This is a genomic window from Bradyrhizobium jicamae (assembly GCF_018130215.1).
GTDB classification, from domain to species: Bacteria; Pseudomonadota; Alphaproteobacteria; order Rhizobiales; family Xanthobacteraceae; genus Bradyrhizobium; species Bradyrhizobium jicamae_A.
Window position 1 is genome coordinate 76,439 of the sequence record NZ_JAFCKQ010000030.1, and the last position, 12,931, is coordinate 89,369.

Annotated in this window: 14 protein-coding genes and 1 riboswitch; of the genes, 11 read left to right on the forward strand and 3 right to left on the reverse strand. The window is 65.4% G+C overall.

Annotated features, from left to right (window positions below):
* Window positions 1-1,365, forward strand: a complete 1,365-nt coding sequence (locus JQ586_RS26795) for an ATP-binding protein (protein WP_212397623.1) — start codon at window positions 1-3, stop codon at window positions 1,363-1,365.
* A gap of 41 nt (window positions 1,366-1,406) precedes the next feature.
* On the opposite strand, the gene JQ586_RS26800 is transcribed toward JQ586_RS26795, so the two are convergent.
* Window positions 1,407-1,601 (reverse strand): hypothetical protein, encoded by a 195-nt coding sequence (locus JQ586_RS26800; RefSeq protein ID WP_212397624.1) that lies wholly within the window; start codon window positions 1,599-1,601, stop codon window positions 1,407-1,409.
* Window positions 1,602-1,938: 337 nt separating this feature from the next.
* On the opposite strand from JQ586_RS26800, the gene JQ586_RS26805 reads away from it, so the two are divergent.
* From JQ586_RS26805 to thiC, 6 genes are all read left to right on the forward strand, one after another.
* Window positions 1,939-2,463 carry a lytic transglycosylase domain-containing protein gene (locus JQ586_RS26805; protein WP_212397625.1) on the forward strand — a complete coding sequence of 175 codons (525 nt, stop codon included), beginning with the start codon at window positions 1,939-1,941 and terminating at the stop codon, window positions 2,461-2,463.
* 158 nt (window positions 2,464-2,621) lie between these two features.
* A riboswitch (TPP riboswitch) is annotated at window positions 2,622-2,764 on the forward strand.
* Entirely contained in the window at window positions 2,752-3,765 is a 1,014-nt protein-coding gene (locus JQ586_RS26810; protein ID WP_212397626.1) for an FAD-dependent oxidoreductase, read from the forward strand. It overlaps the preceding riboswitch by 13 nt.
* Window positions 3,756-3,953 carry a sulfur carrier protein ThiS gene (gene thiS, locus JQ586_RS26815; RefSeq protein ID WP_212397627.1) on the forward strand — a complete coding sequence of 66 codons (198 nt, stop codon included), beginning with the start codon at window positions 3,756-3,758 and terminating at the stop codon, window positions 3,951-3,953. Before JQ586_RS26810 ends, thiS begins: the two co-directional genes overlap by 10 nt.
* Before the next feature lie 136 nt (window positions 3,954-4,089).
* Window positions 4,090-4,872: a thiazole synthase gene (locus JQ586_RS26820; protein WP_212397628.1), complete on the forward strand. Its 783-nt coding sequence runs from the start codon at window positions 4,090-4,092 to the stop codon at window positions 4,870-4,872.
* Window positions 4,859-5,467, forward strand: coding sequence for a thiamine phosphate synthase (gene thiE, locus JQ586_RS26825; protein ID WP_212397629.1), 609 nt, complete (start codon window positions 4,859-4,861; stop codon window positions 5,465-5,467). The genes JQ586_RS26820 and thiE overlap by 14 nt, the downstream gene beginning before the upstream one ends.
* Window positions 5,468-5,600: 133 nt before the next feature.
* Window positions 5,601-7,466, forward strand: coding sequence for a phosphomethylpyrimidine synthase ThiC (thiC, locus tag JQ586_RS26830; protein WP_212397630.1), 1,866 nt, complete (start codon window positions 5,601-5,603; stop codon window positions 7,464-7,466).
* 400 nt (window positions 7,467-7,866) lie between these two features.
* Here thiC and JQ586_RS26835 read toward each other — a convergent pair whose 3' ends face one another.
* Complete coding sequence (locus tag JQ586_RS26835) at window positions 7,867-9,534, reverse strand: NAD(P)/FAD-dependent oxidoreductase (RefSeq protein ID WP_212397631.1); 1,668 nt, start codon at window positions 9,532-9,534, stop codon at window positions 7,867-7,869.
* A gap of 297 nt (window positions 9,535-9,831) precedes the next feature.
* Here JQ586_RS26835 and JQ586_RS26840 point away from each other — a divergent pair, with 297 nt between their 5' ends.
* The 4 genes from JQ586_RS26840 (at window position 9,832) to JQ586_RS26855 (ending at window position 11,748) form a co-directional block, all read left to right on the forward strand.
* Window positions 9,832-10,347 carry a mismatch-specific DNA-glycosylase gene (locus JQ586_RS26840; protein ID WP_212397632.1) on the forward strand — a complete coding sequence of 172 codons (516 nt, stop codon included), beginning with the start codon at window positions 9,832-9,834 and terminating at the stop codon, window positions 10,345-10,347.
* A gap of 118 nt (window positions 10,348-10,465) precedes the next feature.
* Window positions 10,466-10,891, forward strand: a complete 426-nt coding sequence (locus tag JQ586_RS26845; RefSeq protein ID WP_212397633.1) for a YeeE/YedE family protein — start codon at window positions 10,466-10,468, stop codon at window positions 10,889-10,891.
* Window positions 10,892-10,893: 2 nt separating this feature from the next.
* The gene (locus JQ586_RS26850) at window positions 10,894-11,358 is read left to right on the forward strand and encodes a YeeE/YedE family protein (protein ID WP_212397634.1); all 465 of its coding nucleotides are present in this window, start codon (window positions 10,894-10,896) and stop codon (window positions 11,356-11,358) included.
* A gap of 3 nt (window positions 11,359-11,361) precedes the next feature.
* A complete protein-coding gene (locus JQ586_RS26855; RefSeq protein WP_212397635.1) occupies window positions 11,362-11,748 on the forward strand; it encodes a RidA family protein in 387 nt (128 codons plus the stop codon).
* 42 nt (window positions 11,749-11,790) lie between these two features.
* Here JQ586_RS26855 and JQ586_RS26860 read toward each other — a convergent pair whose 3' ends face one another.
* On the reverse strand, window positions 11,791-12,225 hold the full coding sequence (locus JQ586_RS26860; RefSeq protein WP_212397636.1) for a hypothetical protein: 435 nt from the start codon (window positions 12,223-12,225) through the stop codon (window positions 11,791-11,793).
* Window positions 12,226-12,931 lie beyond the last annotated feature (706 nt).

Below are 12,931 nucleotides of genomic sequence, written 5' to 3' on the forward strand. Positions count from 1 at the left end.
ATGAAGCTGCTGCGCGTCTTGAGTCTGCGGGGGATCGGCGCACAGATCGCGGCACTGATGGTCGTGTCGATCGTCGCGCTGCATTTCATCATCACCATCAGCTTCCTGATCCACCGGCCCGACAGGCCCGAGCCGCCGGACCGCTGGCACACCCAGCTCGCTGCCGCCGCGCAGCTCCTCGGGCATGCGCCCGCATCGGAGCGGCCGCGGCTGATGGCCGACGTCGCCCGCGCCTTCCCGCAGCTTGCGATCGGCGACCTCGCCGCGGACACCACCCTTCCGGCGGAATCCGACGTCTCAACCATGCACGCGCTGCGCCGGCTTGGTGCGACCTATCACATCTTCCTGCTGCCCGACCCCGTCGGCACCAGGGGGGATGACGGCGAGATCCGCCGTGTCGGCATCCGCCTGCCCGACGGCGCGATGATCGCGGCGAACCTGATGCCGGACCAGCACATGCGCCCGTTCTGGGGCGGGCCGTGGATGATAACGGTGCTGTTCGCGGTGATCAGCGTCACCCTGCTCGGCCTGTGGGCGGCCTGGGCGCTGACCGCGCCGCTGTCGTCCTTCGTCAAGGCGGCAGAGACCTTCAGCCTCAACGGCGCCGCCGCGCCGTTGCCCGAACGGGGCCCGGAGGAAATCCGTTCGCTGGCGAAAGCGCTGAACCGGATGCGCGAGCGCATCACTGCCCTGATCGACGACCGCACCAAGATGCTCGCCGCGATCAGCCACGACCTGCGTACGCCGATCACGCGGATGCGGCTGCGCGCCGAATTCATCGAGGACGAAACCCATCGCCACCGCATGCTGCGCGACCTCGACCAGATGCGCTCGATGCTTGAATCGGTGCTGTCTTTCCTGCGCAACGACCGCAAGCTCGAGGAGATGACGCTGGTCGACATCGCCAGCACCCTGCATCTCGTCACCGACCAGTTCGCCGACATGGGCCACAAGGTCACCTACGAGGGCCCGCAGCACGCGATGGCAACCGCGCGGCCCGGCGATCTGCATCGCAGCATCACCAATCTGGTGGAGAACGCGGTGCGCTTCGGCGGGCAGGTCGCGGTCCGCCTCGCCGTCACGCCAGACGAACTCACCATCGATGTCGAGGATGACGGTCCCGGCATTTCGGACGCGCACAAGGCGAGCGTGCTGGAGCCTTTCGTGCGCGGCGACGACGCGCGCAACATGGACGAAGCCGAGGGCTTCGGCCTCGGCCTGTCGATCGCCAACGCCATCGTGCTCGCACATGGCGGCACGCTGTCGCTGCACGACCGGCAGCCGCACGGGCTCGTGGTCCGCATCCGGTTGCCGGCGCGTCAGCAGCAGCCGCTCGACCGGGCGCCGCGGAAATCGGCGGCCTGATCGAGAGCTGGCGCTTCGGTTCTGATTGAATCGAAAACGCTCTACGCGGCGAGCGGTGTCAGCTGCTCGTGGTCGTAGATCGCGATGGCCTCGAAGCGGTAATTGCAGGCGCGGCAATTCCACAGATAGGTCGTGCGGCCCTCGTCATGCTCGACCCAGTCCGGACGCGGGATCGGCTTGCCGCATTGTGCGCAGGGATTTTGTCGTGGCGAATAGCCCATATCCTGACGAATCATGGCGCACCTCCCTGAATCGTTTCTCGCGTGCCGCTGAATGGACAGACGTTGAATGGACAGATGATGAATGGACAGACGTATTGTCTCAAGCGCCGCACGCTGTTGGGCAGCGTTATAAACCTCTGCTGAGTCGTTTGCACGACAATCAGCAAGAAATCGCGTTCAGAAAAAATCCATGCCGACAACTTGAATCATCTTGCGCGAATTCCACTCCCGGCCCGGCTGTGGACAACTGCCGACGGCCAGTCCGCGGCGGCTTTGCCACATTCCTGCCCGCTCGCCGTTCCAATCAGGATGCGGAACCCGCCATCTCGTGAACAGTTCGAGCGATAGGAAAATGAAGAAGCTGCAAATCCCTGGCCTGCTTGCCGCAATTGCCGTGCTGGCGTTGTGCGCACCCGCGAGGGCGCAGTCGCGTGCCCAGTACGAGACGACGGTGGCGGCCCACGCCAGGGCAAATCTGGTGCCGGAAGAGCTGGTGCATCGCGTCATCGTGCGCGAGAGCAAATATCAGCCGAGGCTGATCGGGCGCGGCGGCGCGATCGGCATGATGCAGATCAAGCTCGCGACCGCCCGCAGCCTCGGCTACACGGGGACTGCCGAAGGCCTGCGTGACGCCGAGACCAACCTGACATATGGCGTCAAATACCTCGCCGGCGCCTATCGCGCTGCCCAAGGCGATTTCGATCGAGCCGTGCGTTATTTCGCGGGCGGGTATTACTACGTCGCAAAGCACCAGCGCATCGAGCACCTGCAAGAAGCGAAACATGCCGGCGAAGGCGCGCCGCCCAAGGAACTCGCAAAGCAGGATCAACTGACCACCGACACCGCCGAAGCCGACCCGGAACAGGCTGCAAGATAAGCCCGATCGCGCGTTTCGCTGATCGGCCCGCGGCGCGATCGGCCTGTTCCCGCTCCGCAATTCCTGCAGAATCATTCGGCAGTGCACCCGTCGCGCACCACGGCACGATGCACGTTCTGGCATACAAGTTGACACATCCGTCCATCGGCCTACATTAGAGCCGTTCCGAGGGGTGCTCCGATGAGGAGCTGAGATACCGCAAGCTTGGACCCGCCAGCGATGGCGATCAGTCCGGGACCGCGGTGACCCTTTGAACCTGATCCGGGTCATGCCGGCGAAGGGACAGGGATGTACCAGACGAGCAAGCTGCGGGGGGAATCCCCCGTCACCATCATCGGCGCAGGCATAGCCGGCGCCTGGCATGCGCTGTTGTTCGCGCAGGCGGGGCACGCGGTGACCTTGCACGAGCGCAGTGACGCCGCGATGACGGAATCCACCAGCCACTTCGCCGGCGGCATGCTGGCGCCGTGGTGCGAGGCGGAAGCTTCCGAGCCGGTGATCGGCCGGCTCGGCATCCGTTCGCTCAGCCTGTGGCGCGATCATTTCCCGCAGACGCCGTTCAACGGCTCGCTGGTGGTGGCGCATCCGCGCGACCGCGCCGATTTCGAACGCTTCGCCCGGCTCACGTCAGGCCATCGCCGGCTCGATGCGCAGGGGGTCGGCGACCTCGAACCGTCGCTGCAGGGCCGTTTTCGCGACGCGCTGTTCTATCCCGACGAGGGCCATGTCGAGCCGCGCCGCGTGCTGCCGCAGCTCCATGCCGCAATCGCGAAGGCAGGCGCCACCATCAGCTTCAGCAGCGACGCCGCGGCCGATGATCCCGACGGTCTCGTGATCGATTGCCGGGGTCTCTGCGCTCGCGATCGCGAGCCGGGCCTGCGCGGCGTCAAGGGCGAGATGATCATCATCGAGACACCGGAGGTCGAACTGTCGCGTCCGGTGCGTCTCATTCATCCGCGCTGGCCGCTCTACGTGATCCCGCGCGGCGACGGCCGTTTCATGCTGGGCGCGACCTCGATCGAGGCCGAGGATCGAGGGGTCAGCGTCCGCTCGGCGCTGGAGTTGCTGGGCGCGGCCTATGTCGTGCATCCGGCCTTCGGCGAAGCGCGCATCGTCGAATTCGGCGCCGGCCTGCGCCCGGCCTATCCGGACAATCTGCCGAAAATCAGGATCGAGCAGGAACGCATCACGGTAAACGGACTCTACCGTCATGGCTTCCTGCTCGCGCCGGCGCTTGCGGAGCTGACGCTCGGCTTCGTGACGCGCGGCGAAATCGACAACGAGGTGATGCAATGCGCGTGATCGTCAATGGCGAGCAGCGCGAGATCGCGGCCGCAAGCGTCGGCGCGCTGTTGAGCGAGCTCGACTACGAAGGCACGCATTTCGCGATCGCGGTGAACTACGACGTGGTGCCGAAGAGCCGCTGGGCCGAGACCGAGCTGAAGGCCGGCGACGAGATCGAGATCATCACGCCGCGGCAGGGAGGGTGATGGTGATTGGCACATTCCCGCCGCGCGACGCTCTTCACCTCGCCCCGCTTCCAGGGCGAGGTCGATCGCCCCTCACCCCAACCCTCTCCCCGCAAGATCGGGGCGAGGGAGCAGACCGCACCATGCGGAGACATTGATGGTCAACTTCTACGGCAAATCCTTCCCCTCCCGCCTCTTGATCGGAACGGCGCTCTATCCCTCGCCCGCGATCATGCAGGCTGCCATCCGCGCTTCCGGTGCCAGCATCGTCACGGTGTCGCTGCGGCGCGAGGCCGCCGGCGGCAAGACGGGCGACGCGTTCTGGTCGCTGATCCGCGAGCTCGGCGTCACCGTGCTGCCGAACACCGCCGGCTGCCGCAGCGTGAAGGAGGCGGTGACCACCGCAAAGCTGGCGCGCGAACTGTTCGGCACGCCCTGGATCAAGCTGGAGGTGATCGCCGACAACGACACGCTGCAGCCCGACGTGGTCGGCCTGGTCGAAGCCGCCGCGATCCTCATCAAGGACGGCTTCGAGGTGTTCCCCTACTGCACCGAGGACCTCTCGGTCGCCTCCCGCCTGGTCGATGCGGGCTGCAAGGTGGTGATGCCGTGGGCAGCGCCGATCGGCAGCGCAAGAGGCATCATCAACCGCGACGCCTTGCGGCTGCTGCGCGATCGCCTGCCCGACATCACTCTCGTGGTCGACGCCGGACTAGGCGCGCCGTCGCATGCCGCCGAGGCGCTCGAACTCGGCTATGACGCCGTCCTGCTCAACACCGCGGTCGCCAAGGCCGCCGATCCGGTGGCGATGGCCAACGCCTTCCGCCTCGGCGTCGAGGCCGGCCGCATTGCCTATGAAGCCGGGCTGATGGGCGCCCGCGACTTCGCCTCCCCGTCCACCCCTGTCGTTGGGACCCCGTTCTGGCATGCCGTATCCTGACAAGTTCTATCCTGTCGTCGACAGCATCAAGTGGGTCGAGCGCCTGACCAAACTCGGCGTCGGCACCATCCAGCTGCGCGCCAAGGAGCTCGACGACGGCGCGGCGCTGCAGATCGTCAGCGACGCGCTCGCGGTGACCAAAGGCACGGGCACGAAGCTCGTCGTCAACGACTACTGGCGCGCGGCGATCGTCGCGGGCGCCGAGCATCTGCATCTCGGCCAGGAAGACCTCGTCGACGCCGATCTCGGCGAAATCCGGAAAGCCAGGCTGACGCTCGGCGTCTCCACCCATGATGACGCGGAGCTCGCCACCGCGCTCGCGGCAGAGCCCGATTACATCGCGCTCGGCCCGATCTTCTTCACGACGCTGAAGTCGATGCGGTTCGCGCCGCAGGGCATTCCGAAGCTCACCGAGTGGAAGAAGCGCATCGGTTCGATCCCCCTTGTCGCGATCGGCGGCATCAAGTTCGAGCACGCGGCCGAGATCTTCGCCGCCGGCGCCGACTCGATCGCCGTCGTCTCCGACGTCACCCAGAACGCCGACCCCGACGCGCGGGTCAGACAATGGCTCGGCCTCAATGCGGAGGCCGCGTGATGCAGACATTTCCACCAGCGTCATTCCGGGGCACGCGAAGCGTGAACCCGGAATCTCGCACCACAACCTCGAGGTTCCGGATCGGTCCGCTTCGCGGCCCGTCCGGAACGACGCCATAACAAGGAGGATCCTCATGAACATCCGCTCCAACCCCGACACCACGCTTCCCGCCGTCACCACCGGCCCGCTGCCGTCTTCGCGCAAGATCTTCGCTGCGCCGGAGGCCGCGCCCGATCTCCGCGTGCCGCTGCGCGAGATCATCCTCTCGGAAGGTGCCGGCGAGCCGAACCTGCCGGTCTATGACACCTCGGGCCCCTACACCGATCCCAACGTCACGATCGACGTCAATTCCGGCCTGCCGCGCAATCGCCTCGCCTGGGTCAGGGAGCGCGGCGGCGTCGAGGAATATCAAGGCCGCGAGATCAAGCCGGAAGACAACGGCAATGTCGGCGCCTCGCATGCCGCAAAAGCCTTCACCGCGCATCACAAGCCCTTGCGCGGCCTCGACGGCCACAAGATCACGCAACTCGAATTCGCGCGCGCCGGCATCATCACCAGGGAGATGATCTACGTCGCCGAGCGGGAGAATCTCGGCCGCAAGCAGCAGTTGGAACGCGCAGAAGCCGCGCTGGCCGACGGTGAAAGCTTCGGCGCCGAGGTGCCGGCCTTCATCACGCCGGAATTCGTGCGGTCGGAGATCGCACGGGGACGGGCCATCATTCCCTCCAACATCAACCATGCCGAGCTCGAGCCGATGATCATCGGCCGCAACTTCCTGACCAAGATCAACGCCAATATCGGCAATTCGGCGGTGACCTCGTCGGTGGAGGAAGAGGTCGACAAGATGGTGTGGGCGATCCGCTGGGGCGCCGACACCGTGATGGACCTCTCGACCGGGCGCAACATCCACACCACCCGCGAATGGATCCTGCGCAACTCCCCGGTGCCGATCGGCACCGTGCCGATCTACCAGGCGCTGGAGAAGTGCGACGGCGATCCCGTCAAGCTGACCTGGGAGCTCTACAAGGACACGCTGATCGAGCAGTGCGAGCAGGGCGTTGACTATTTCACCATCCACGCCGGCGTCCGCCTGCCCTACATCCACCTCACCGCCAACCGCGTCACCGGCATCGTCTCGCGCGGCGGCTCGATCATGGCGAAGTGGTGCCTGGCGCATCACAAGGAGAGCTTCCTCTACACCCATTTCGACGAGATCTGCGACCTCATGCGCAAGTATGACGTCTCGTTCTCGCTCGGCGACGGCCTGCGTCCGGGCTCGATCGCCGATGCCAACGACCGCGCGCAATTCGCCGAGCTCGAAACGCTCGGCGAATTGACCAAGATTGCGTGGGACAAGGGCTGCCAGGTCATGATCGAGGGCCCCGGCCACGTGCCGATGCACAAGATCAAGATCAACATGGACAAGCAGCTCAAGGAATGTGGCGAGGCGCCGTTCTATACGTTGGGCCCGCTGACCACCGACATCGCGCCGGGCTACGACCACATCACCTCGGGCATCGGTGCCGCGATGATCGGCTGGTTCGGCTGCGCCATGCTCTGCTACGTCACGCCGAAGGAGCATCTGGGTCTGCCCGACCGCAACGACGTCAAGACCGGCGTCATCACCTACAAGATCGCAGCGCACGCTGCCGATCTCGCCAAGGGCCACCCGGCAGCGCAGCTCCGCGACGACGCACTGAGCCGCGCCCGCTTCGACTTCCGCTGGCAGGACCAGTTCAACCTCGGCCTCGACCCTGATACGGCGTGCAAATTCCACGACGAGACGCTGCCGAAGGAAGCCCACAAGGTCGCGCATTTCTGCTCGATGTGCGGCCCGAAATTCTGCTCGATGAAGATCACCCAGGACGTGCGGGATTACGCAGCCACGCTCAACGACAAGGAGCAGGGCATGGCGAAGATGAGCGCCAAGTTCAAGGAGATGGGCGAGAGCGTGTATCTGGATGCGGACGTGGTGAAGGAGAGCAATCGGGTGTTGTGAGGCCTCGGGGCTCGTCTTGCCCGCCCGAGCATCCATCAAATGTGAAGAGGCCGGGCGAGAGCCCGGCTTTTTCTTGCAGCAAACGTAGCCGGATGAGCGAAGTGACGTCCGGGCTCACAGCGTTCCGCATATCGCTTCGCTCATGCGAACTGCGAGCCTGCGCAATGTGAGGCGGGCACATCGGAAGGGCTCTCCCCCCTTGCGGGGGAGAGTTGGAGAGAGGGGTATCACAAGCGCCACCCCTCTCCCTAACCCTCCCCCGCAAGGAGGGAGGGAACCCATCCACTGACGCGGCCCTCACGAACAAACACATCTGCAATACCGTCGCCGCAAAAGACCGCGACGCCATCTCGCTATGCGCCACGCATCCCACAAATTGCGGCGCTCACCTCGTTACAATCTATGCCGACGCGCGCACCGCTGTCTTGACATCGCCATCCGCACCCGCCCCGAACTCGATCTCCTGATACCCCTCCGCCGCCACCTCGTTGATGATCCCGAGAAACTTCGGCGTGCCGCCATTGTAGACGAAGTACCGCACCGTCCCCTCTTCGTGCCCCGCCACGTTGGAGTTGTATCCCGTGAACCAACTCTTGGCTTTGCGCATCAGCATGATCTCGTACATCTTGACGACATGCGCGGTCCAGCGCTCCTGCGCCTCGAGCGTGGCATCGGCGCGGGTCAGGCCGCGGTCCCACATGTATTGCAGCAGGTGGGTGCACCAGTTGACGCCATTCTCGATGCCGCGCGGGAAATTCGTCGACGCGGAGGCGCTTTGCGGACCGGTCGGCATCAACAGGTTCGGGAAGCCGTGGACGAGCATGCCGAGGAAGGTCGACGGCGCAGTCTTCCACTTGTCGGCCAGCTTCTCGCCGCCGATGCCGGTGATGTCGATCATGTCGTAGGCGCCGGTGATGGCGTCGAAGCCGGTGGCGTAGACGATGATGTCGAACGCGTAGTCGCGCGCCGTGGTGCGCAGGCCGGTCTCGGTGATGCGGACGAGCGGCGTCTCGCTGAGATCGACGAGATGCACGTTGTCGCGGTTGTAGGCCTCGAAATAGTTCGTCTCCAGCGGCAGGCGCTGCACGCCGAAGCCGTGATCCCTGGGGATCAGCTTTTCGGCGACCTTGGGATCGTTCACACGCTGGCGGATGCGGCCGGCGATGTAAGCCGAGAGTTCGGCGTTGGCGGCCTCGTCCATGAAGATCTCGCGGAAATTCGCCAGCCAGATGCCGAAGCCGGGCTCGCCATAGAGCCTGTCCCACGTCGCAAGCCGCTCCTCGCGCGTCACCTCGTAGAAGCCGCGCTTGTCCGGCCCGTGCACGAAGCTGCCCGGCGTCAGCGCGCAGGCGGCGAAGATCTCGTCATAGCGCGCCCGGATGTCGGCCATTTCCTGTTCCGAGATCGCGCTGTTGTTGAGCGGCGCGCTCCAGTTCGGCCGGCGCTGGAACACGGTGAGCTCGGCGACCTTGTCCGCGATCTCGCCGATCAGCTGGATGCCGGTGGCGCCGGTGCCGATCACGGCGACCTTCTTGCCGGCGAGATCGACCGGTTCGTGCGGCCAGTAATAGGTATGGAACGAGCGGCCCTTGAAGTCGTCGATGCCCTCCACGCGCGGCATGGTCGGCGCGGAGAGCAGCCCGATCGCGAGCACCACGAAGCGGCAGGTCAATTCGCGGCCGTCGCTGATCCTCAGTTGCCAGAGGTCGCGCGTCTCGTCGAAGCGCATCGCCTCGACCTTGCAGTTGAACTGCATGTGCCTGCGCAGATCGAACTTGTCGGTGACATAATTCAGGTAGCGCAGGTTCTCGGGCTGGCCGGAGAAGCGCTCCTTCCAGTGCCACTCGTCGAGCAGTTCGCGCGAGAACGAGAAACCATAGGTGTAGCTCTCGGAATCGAAGCGGCAGCCGGGGTAGCGGTTCCAGTACCAGGTGCCGCCGAGATCGGGCGCGCCTTCGAGCACGGTCGCGTCGATGCCGAGATCGACCAGCCGCTTGATCTGATAGATGCCCGCGACGCCGGCGCCGACGACGATCACCTCGTAATGGGTCTTTGCCGCTTCCGACATTTCCTGCTCCGGAATATTGTTCTTGCTTCTGCTTGGATCGATTACAGACCCTTTTGCCCGAGCAGGCAACCGCAGGATCTGTCATGCAACTTGCGTTGAGGCGCTGCCTGGGTCACATCGATTGTTGCAACGCTGGACGCCGGGCTCGCGGCACCCTCCCGCTCGCGGAGGAGGTCGTCGCGCGAAGTTGCGTAGCCCGGATGAAGCGCAGCGTAGTCCGGGACAAGTCCATCGCGGATGCCCCGCTCCCGGATTTCGCTGCGCTCCATCCGGGCTAGATGTATGATGCCTCGGCTGATGCCCAACACCACTCTCCATCGCCTCCCCGACCAGCTCCGCGCCGACCTTCGCCTGGTCTTCGTCGGCACCGCTGCGAGCACGCGCTCAGCCGCGGTCGGGCACTACTACGCCCATCCCGGCAACCGCTTCTGGCGCGCGCTGCATGAGGCCGGCATCACGGCGCGGCGCTATCGGCCGGGTGAGTTTGCAAGCTTGCTCGCACTCGGCATCGGCTTCACCGATCTTTCCAAGACCGGCGCCGGGATGGATCATGAGATCGCGAGGCAGTCGTTCGACGTGGTCGGGTTCCGGGCAAAGATCGAAACGTATCGGCCGAAGACCATCGCATTTACCAGCAAGACAGCGGCGAGCCTGTTCTACAACACGCCGAGCAGCGCGATCGCGCTTGGCCGGCAGCCACAGGCCGGCGGCTTTCCGGCAATATTCGTGCTATGTTCGCCATCGGGCGCGGCCTCCGGACACTGGACGCTGCAGCCGTGGCGCGATCTGGCCGCGTGGATCAAGGTGGACTAGCGTAGCCCGGATGGAGCGAAGCGAAATCCGGGGTTTTCGCCGCGGGATGGATCGTCCCGGATTGCGCTTCGCTCCATCCGGGCTACGGCACTGCCGGTTGCACAACGGGACCACCGCCATGCACAACTTCACTCCCCTCTCCGGCTTCCTCGGCGGCGCTCTGATCGGGCTCGCGGCGGCGATGCTGATGCTGCTGACCGGGCGGATCGCCGGCGTCAGCGGCGTGGTCGGCGGTTTGCTTCAGGCCGGCGCCGCCGATCGCGGCTGGCGGATCGCGTTCGTCGCGGGGCTGGTCGCGGCGCCGCTGATCGCCGCGCTGTTCGGCGCGCCGCTGCCGCGGCCGGCGATGGATGCGAGTCTCGCGGTGATCGCGCTGGCGGGCCTGCTGGTCGGATTCGGCACCCGCATGGGCAATGGCTGCACCTCCGGGCATGGCGTCTGCGGCTTCGCGCGGCTGTCGGTGCGCTCGATCGCGGCGACCTTGATCTTCATGCTGGTGGCGTTCGCAACCGTCGCACTCGTCAGACACGGATTGGGAGGCTAGCGATGCCCGCGATCGTTGCGAGTTTCATTTGCGGCCTGATCTTCGGCGCGGGCCTTTTGATCTCTGGCATGACCGACCCGCAGAAGGTGCTCGGCTTCCTCGACATCTTCGGCGCCTGGGACGCGACGCTCGCCTTCGTGATGGGTGGCGCGGTGGCCGTGTCCGCTGTTGGATTTGCGATCGCGCGGCAGCGCAGCGCGCCGGCGCTGGCGGCGCAGTTTCGCTGGCCTGATCGCAGCGACATCGATGCGCCGCTGGTTACCGGCGCCGTGCTGTTCGGCATCGGTTGGGGCCTGGCGGGCATCTGCCCCGGGCCTGCGCTGGTCAATTTCGCCGGCCTCTCGACCCCGATCGTCGTATTCGTCGTCGCGATGATCCTCGGGATGATCGGTTACGAACTCTGGCGCCGGCGCGCGACCGCGCCCGATACGATCGACACGGCCCTTCCATCACGTGCAGACGGGTGACCCATGACAGAAATCAAGCACTTTCCGCCACCGCCCGGCCTCAAGGCGCCGCCGCTCTCGTTCGGCACCCGCGTCGGCGACCTGCTGTTCATCTCGGGCATTCCCGGCTTCGACACCAATGGCGGCCTGCCCGACGGATTCGACGCGCAGTTCGCCAATGTCGTGACCAACTTCAAACGCGTGCTGTCCGAGGCCGGGGCCACGATGCGCGACCTCGTCAAGGTCAACGTGCTGCTGACGCGCGCGTCCGACGTCGCCACGATGAACGCGCTCTATGCCGGCGCGTTCGGGCCGCCGCCCTATCCGGCGCGCACCACCTGCGTGGTGGTGGCGCTGCCCAATCCGCAGATGCTGATCGAGATCGAGGGCGTGGCCGCCGTGAAGGGGTGACGTGGAATCGCAGGGTTGGTTAGCCACCCTGCGCGCTGCGCGTTACTGCTTGAGCGTGATAGCAAGGCCGGAGAGGTCGAGATTGGCCATCAGGCCGAGCTGCTTGCCGCCCAATTCCAGGATCGCGCCGTTCTGGTTGGTCAGCACGATGCCGCGGACGCCGGCGCCGAGCGCAACGCCCATGCCGGCCGCGGCATAGACGCCCGCGATGTCCTCGGCCCGCTTGATGTTGCGCACCCGCCCTTGCAGCGTGGTCTGGGAACCGCCGAACACGAGGCCATAGTCGAGCCCGCCGGCCGAAAGCCCGTAGGTCTGGCCGTGGAAGGTCATGACGCCTTTGCCGATGGAACCGCCGAACACCCAGCCGCCCTTGAAGATGACGAGCGTCACGGCCGCCTCGTCGGCCCGGGCGGCGGACGACCCAGTGAGCAGCGCCAGCAGGAACAGCATGGCGTGGGCGGCGGATGGCAGTCTCATGGTGTGTTCCCCCGACGATGTGGCAGATCGAATCGTACCAATTTATCCGATGGGTGGCCGTGTCGATATGTCCGCCGGGCAACAGGTTTGAGCTTGTCGCGGGCCGTTCATCACATTGCGCTGAGCGGTTGACGAGCCCGGGATTGCGAGCGGAATCGCAGGGGTGGGCAAAGGTTGCGTCAGCGCCTGCCCGCCATTCGCGGCGTTCCCGTGATGGTGGGCACGCCTGTGCTGTGCCTACCCTACGCACGGACTGCGTCGCTCCGCATGCAAGCGCAATCCGCAACGCTCCCCTGCGACACAACAACCCGACGGGCAAACCATCAAAACCTGTCAAGCGCGTCAGGCAAAAATATTTCGGTTTATCGTAACGTCAAATCAGTATATAGATTTTCCCGTCTCACCCGCTCGAGGGGCGTTTCGCGATCGTCACGAACGTTGTGGTGGGATGCGGTGGACGCCGCGTGCGTGACTGACGAGCGCGCATGAAGCGGACGGCGAAATCGTGCAGGCCTGACGCCCTAGTGGCAGGTGTCTCGTCAGCGAGGGCGATGTCTCTTGCTGATGACGGTGACAAAAGAGCCCAGTCTCGCCGGGGAGAGCACGTATAAGCCGTAACCCATCGCGCGGGGAAAGCCGGGTTGTTCCCGGTTACACCTGTGGTCCTACCCCCGTGCTTTCTACACTGCACGGGGCCCATGGGTGC

Excerpts from the sequence above, each read along its gene's own strand:
- JQ586_RS26795 (WP_212397623.1), top strand. The coding sequence starts at position 1 with ATGAAGCTGCTGCGCGTCTTGAGTCTGCGGGGGATCGGCGCACAGATC.
- JQ586_RS26800 (WP_212397624.1), bottom strand. The coding sequence starts at position 1,601 with ATGATTCGTCAGGATATGGGCTATTCGCCACGACAAAATCCCTGCGCA.
- JQ586_RS26805 (WP_212397625.1), top strand. The coding sequence starts at position 1,939 with ATGAAGAAGCTGCAAATCCCTGGCCTGCTTGCCGCAATTGCCGTGCTG.
- JQ586_RS26810 (WP_212397626.1), top strand. The coding sequence starts at position 2,752 with ATGTACCAGACGAGCAAGCTGCGGGGGGAATCCCCCGTCACCATCATC.
- thiS (WP_212397627.1), top strand. The coding sequence starts at position 3,756 with ATGCGCGTGATCGTCAATGGCGAGCAGCGCGAGATCGCGGCCGCAAGC.
- JQ586_RS26820 (WP_212397628.1), top strand. The coding sequence starts at position 4,090 with ATGGTCAACTTCTACGGCAAATCCTTCCCCTCCCGCCTCTTGATCGGA.
- thiE (WP_212397629.1), top strand. The coding sequence starts at position 4,859 with ATGCCGTATCCTGACAAGTTCTATCCTGTCGTCGACAGCATCAAGTGG.
- thiC (WP_212397630.1), top strand. The coding sequence starts at position 5,601 with ATGAACATCCGCTCCAACCCCGACACCACGCTTCCCGCCGTCACCACC.
- JQ586_RS26835 (WP_212397631.1), bottom strand. The coding sequence starts at position 9,534 with ATGTCGGAAGCGGCAAAGACCCATTACGAGGTGATCGTCGTCGGCGCC.
- JQ586_RS26840 (WP_212397632.1), top strand. The coding sequence starts at position 9,832 with ATGCCCAACACCACTCTCCATCGCCTCCCCGACCAGCTCCGCGCCGAC.
- JQ586_RS26845 (WP_212397633.1), top strand. The coding sequence starts at position 10,466 with ATGCACAACTTCACTCCCCTCTCCGGCTTCCTCGGCGGCGCTCTGATC.
- JQ586_RS26850 (WP_212397634.1), top strand. The coding sequence starts at position 10,894 with ATGCCCGCGATCGTTGCGAGTTTCATTTGCGGCCTGATCTTCGGCGCG.
- JQ586_RS26855 (WP_212397635.1), top strand. The coding sequence starts at position 11,362 with ATGACAGAAATCAAGCACTTTCCGCCACCGCCCGGCCTCAAGGCGCCG.
- JQ586_RS26860 (WP_212397636.1), bottom strand. The coding sequence starts at position 12,225 with ATGAGACTGCCATCCGCCGCCCACGCCATGCTGTTCCTGCTGGCGCTG.